General features: G+C 72.9%; 3 protein-coding genes. 1 reads left to right on the top strand and 2 read right to left on the bottom strand.

Annotated features, from left to right (window positions below; genetic code table 11):
- Positions 1-16: 16 nt before the first annotated feature.
- Positions 17-340 carry a hypothetical protein gene (locus tag VF794_RS13305; protein WP_331110320.1) on the bottom strand — a complete coding sequence of 108 codons (324 nt, stop codon included), beginning with the start codon at positions 338-340 and terminating at the stop codon, positions 17-19.
- A gap of 40 nt (positions 341-380) precedes the next feature.
- Complete coding sequence (locus VF794_RS13300) at positions 381-3,866, bottom strand: tetratricopeptide repeat protein (RefSeq protein ID WP_331110318.1); 3,486 nt, start codon at positions 3,864-3,866, stop codon at positions 381-383.
- A 71-nt stretch (positions 3,867-3,937) separates the two neighbouring features.
- On the opposite strand from VF794_RS13300, the gene VF794_RS13295 reads away from it, so the two are divergent.
- Complete coding sequence (locus VF794_RS13295; protein WP_331110316.1) at positions 3,938-4,357, top strand: hypothetical protein; 420 nt, start codon at positions 3,938-3,940, stop codon at positions 4,355-4,357.
- The last annotated feature ends 20 nt before the right edge of the window (positions 4,358-4,377 follow it).

Here is a 4,377-nt window from a genome sequence, read left to right as displayed (position 1 = left end):
CTGAGGCGGCGTCGGACTACCCGCGCCGCGCGCCCCGGCCCACGACCAGGCCGCGCAGGCTGCCCATGAACACGCCCACCACCACCGCGAGCAGGAAGATGACGACGATGGTGGTGGCGCCGAAGACGAGGCGCACCGTGGACTCGGAGAGCTCGCCGGCGAAGTAGGCCTCGCGCAGCGGCCCCATCAACCCCGTCAGCTCCAGCGCCCGGGCCGGCAGCGAGTCGAGCGACAGGGACAGCCGCTGGAGAAGGATGGACGGCCACAGCCGCCGCGCGCCCTCCACCCCGATGCCCACCAACAGGTAGAGGATGGACAGCAGGAAGGCGTTGCCGCTCATGATGCGCATCAGCGGCAGGGGTGGAGGAGTGCTCTGCACGCTATTTTCCTCCCACCCTGCGCTGGAGGGCCGGCAGGGCCTTCTTCACCCGGCCCGCCTCGGGCGAGCCGGCCGCCAACTTCAGGAAGGACTGGTAGGCCTGCACCGCCCGCTCCGTCTCCGCGGGGTTGCGCGCGAGCGCGTCCGCCAGGGCCAGCCGCGCCAGCCCGTCCACGGGCTCCAGCTCCACCGCGCGCGCGAGCGCCTTCATCGCCGCCGCCTCATCCCGCTGCTTCAGCGCCACCTGCCCCAGGACGAGCTGGGCCCGTCCCGAGAAGGGCGCCAGCCGTACCGCCTCGTCAGCGGCCTCGCGGGCCTCCTTCGTCGCACCGGCCCCGAGCAGCACCCGGGCCCTGGCCGCCTGGGCGAAGGACTTGTCCACCGTGGTGGGCGCCTTCTCGGCGATGCCCTGGAGCACCTTCGCCCCCGCGCGCCCGCCCGAGTCGCCCACCCAGTACTCGCCAATCTGGCCGCACGGGGTTTCAGGACCCTCGCGCCGCGCCGCCTCGAAGGCCTTGGCCGCGTTGGCCACGAGCCCCTGCCGCATGAAGGCGAGGGAGATTTCACAGAAGGTCTCCGGCGACCTGGGATCCAACCGGTTGGCGCTCTCCAGCGCGCCGAAGCCACCCTTGGTGTCGCCCAGGGCGAAGAGGATGGAGGCGCGCACCCGGTGTGCCTCGGGGTCGCTCGCCACCAGCTTCACCGCGCGCCCGGAGACCGCCTCGGCGTCCTTCAGCCGCCCGGAATGGAACAGCGCCAGCGCGAAGCCCTTGTGGGCCGTCTGGGCGCCCGGGTTGTCGAGCTGCCACTCCTCGAACTGCTTCAGGGACTCCTGGGTGCGGCCTAGCGCGAGCAGGGCCCGGCCGAGCGCCTCGCGGGCCTCGCCGTGGGAGCCGTTGCGCTCCACCGCCCGCGTCAGCGGCTTCATCGCCCGCTCCGGCTGCCCCCGGGACAGGAGCAACCGGCCCAGTGCGCACGAGGCCTCGTAGCCCCGCGACTCCTCCGCCGCGGCCGCCTCCAGCGTGGAGGCCGCCTTGTCCAGGGCCTTGTCCTGCCAGTCCAGCAGCGCCAGGGCCGTACGCACCTCGGCCTTGGCCGTCTTCGTCGCCGCGAGCGTCTTCTCCAGCGCCTCGCGCGCCCGGCCGCGCTCGCCCTCGGCGGCATCGGCCTGGGCCAGATAGAGGATGCCCTCGACGGGATGGCGGTCGTCCGCGCGCGCGAGGGCCACCTCCGTCCGGACGTGCTTCCAGTCTCCCAGCTTCGCGTAGGCCGCGGCTCGCACCAGCGCCACCTGGCGCTCCTCACCCTCCAGGCGGGAGATCACCTCGCGCTCGCGATCGCGGTCCAGCAGCACCCGACCCAGACCCGCCTTCGCGTCCTCGCTGTCGGGCCGCAGCACGAGGGCCTGCTCGAAGGCCTGCTGGGCGGCGGCCATGTCCCCGGCCCCGCGGTTGGCCTCGCCGAGCGCCAGGGCGACTTCGTAGGCCAGCGGCCCCTTCTGCCCCTCGGCGAGCAACGTGCGCGCCTCGCGGCCCTGGCCGACCGCTGTCATCAACCGGCCCTGGACCAGCCGCTGGCGCTCGCGTGCCCAGACGGGCAGCGCCGGGTTGCCGGCCAGCCCCTGTACGTCCGACAGGGACGACTCCAGCTCCTGGCCCAGCTCCAGCCGGCTCTCCGCCACGCCGAGGCGCGCCACGGGGTGCTCGGGGGCCAGCTTGCTGGCGCTCGTGTATTCCTTCAGGGCGTTCACCGGGTCACCCGCGTCGCGGTAGTAGGACGCGAGCGACAGCCGGGCACGCACGTTGCGCGGCGACAGCGTGAGGGCGCGCTTGAAGCGCTCCAGGGCCTCCTTCGTCTTGCCCGACTCGAGCAGGACGGCGCCGGCCAGCGCCTGCGCCTCGGAAGTCTCCACCTTGGCGTTCAGCAGGGCCCGGCGGGCGGCCTCGCGGCCCTGGGCATCGGCCACCAGCGCGTCCACCACCAGGGCGAGTCCCGGGTGCTCCGTGCGCACGCCCGGGTGGCCCAGCGCGTCGAGCGCCTGGGCGCGCTCCTCCGCGGCGGCACTGTCGGCGAAGCGCAGCGCGTGGGCATGGGCCGACAGGGCCCAGGCCCGAGTGCTGTCCCCGTCCAGATCCACCACGCGGGAGAGCACCGAGAGCGCCTCCTGCCGGGAGGGCTCCGTGTCCTGCTCGATGAGCCGGGCGACCCGGTCCAGCGCCGCGACGAGCGCCTCGCCGCCCTGCTTCGCCCGGACGACGAGGAGCACGCCCAGCAGCACCACCAGGGCACCCGCCGCCGCGAGGATCTTCAGCGTGCGGCCCGAGAAGAAGGGAGCGGCCGCGTCCTTGGGGAGGAGCTTCTCACGCAGCTCGCGTTCGTAGGCCGCGGTGAGGGCCGCCACATCCTGGACGGGAGCCCGCCGGGCCGCTCGAGTGGCGACGGGCGCGGGCACTTCCTGGATGTCCGCGGTCGCCTCGGGCAACTCCTCGAGCAGCCCGCCACGCCGCGAGCCCGACAGGTCGGGCGCGAGCGCCACGACGGCGGGCTGGGGCTCTTCGATCGGCGGCAGATCCGCGAGCAGACCACTCTCGTCCGCTGGGGCGGCCTCGACCTCGACCTCGGCCTCGGCCTCCAAGAACTCCGGGCTGGCGTCAGCCTCGGCCGACACGGCGGGCGGCTCCTCGAGGACGGGCAGCTCCTCCGCGGGAGCCTCCGCCAACAACGCGCGCGTCTCGGGCGACAGCGCCACGACGACCGTGGCCGCGTCCGGTTCCGGCTCGTCCGACTCCTCGCTCGACCCGAAAGCGGGCTCGGCGGCGGGCCCGGAGTCCTCGAGAGCCGCGCCCTCCAGCTCCACCCGTGGGGCGGCGTCCGCCGCGGCCGGGGTGGGCGCCTCCGCGGACAGGGTCGGAGCCGGAGCCGAAACCGGACGGGTGGGCGGCTCCTCGGGCAGGGCTGGAGCCTCGGGCGAAGCCTCCGGAGCGGCCGGCTCCGGCGCGGACGCCTCCGCCTTGGCGGGGGGCTCTTCCGGGGCCTGGAGCTCCAGGGTGTTCAGGTCGTCGAAGGCTGGCGCGGGCCCGCCCGCGAGCGCGGCCTGGGCCTGCTCCATCCACCCGCGAACGCGGGCGTCATTGGGCTGAAGCGCCAGCGCCTTGCGCAGGATGGGCAGCGCCGAGCGGAACAACCCTCGCTGGAGCAGCACCTCGGCGATGAGGTTGTAGGCGTGTGGGTTCTCTTTATCGATCGAAACGGCTTGATCGAACTGGGACATCGCCTCGGCGGGGCGACCCAGCAGAATGAGCGCCTTGCCCCACAGCACCCGACCCGTCACCGAATTGGGATGATGAGAGATGCCCTGCTCGCACACCGTGATGGCGCGCGCGGCCTCTCCCTTCGCGATCAGGGCCTTGGCCAGTTCGACGAATACCGACGATGCAGGATCCTGGGCGAGGAGCTGCTCGTAGCGCTCCACCAACGATTTGGCCATGCGGCCCGCGACCATAGCACCGGGGCGCTCCCGGTTTCGCCCCCTCCGGAATGGGTGCTAGCGTCCTGGGCGTGATTCGCCTGCTCGCTGTGCTTCTCGTTCTCACCCTCGGTGGGGCGTGCGCCCACACCCAGAAGAAATCGGACCCGCAGAGCCTCCGCCCGGTGGTGGAAAACTTCCACAAACGTGTGCGTTGGAAGGACTACCGGGTCGCCGCCAGGTACATCGTCCCCGAGCGCCGCCAGGACTTCGAGCGGGCGCTGAGGGAGCGCAAGGACGAGCGGGACCTGGACATCACCGACTACGAGATCGAAGAGGTCGAGTTCGTCGAGGAGGGCCAGCGGGCCATCGTCACCAGCCGCCTGCGCTGGACGCGCCTGCCCTCCGTCTCCGAGCAGAGCGCCACGGTCACCTCCGAGTTCGTCTATCGGAGCGGGACGTGGATGCTGGAGAAGCAGCTCGGCGGTCCCTTCGACGGCGACCTGCCGTAAAAAAAAACCGCCCACCGTCC

The sequence above is a fragment of the Archangium sp. genome, assembly GCF_036389735.1.
In the GTDB taxonomy this organism is placed as follows: domain Bacteria; phylum Myxococcota; class Myxococcia; order Myxococcales; family Myxococcaceae; genus Archangium.
The sequence above is the reverse complement of the archived record's forward strand: the minus strand, read 5'-3'. Positions and strand labels throughout refer to the sequence as shown.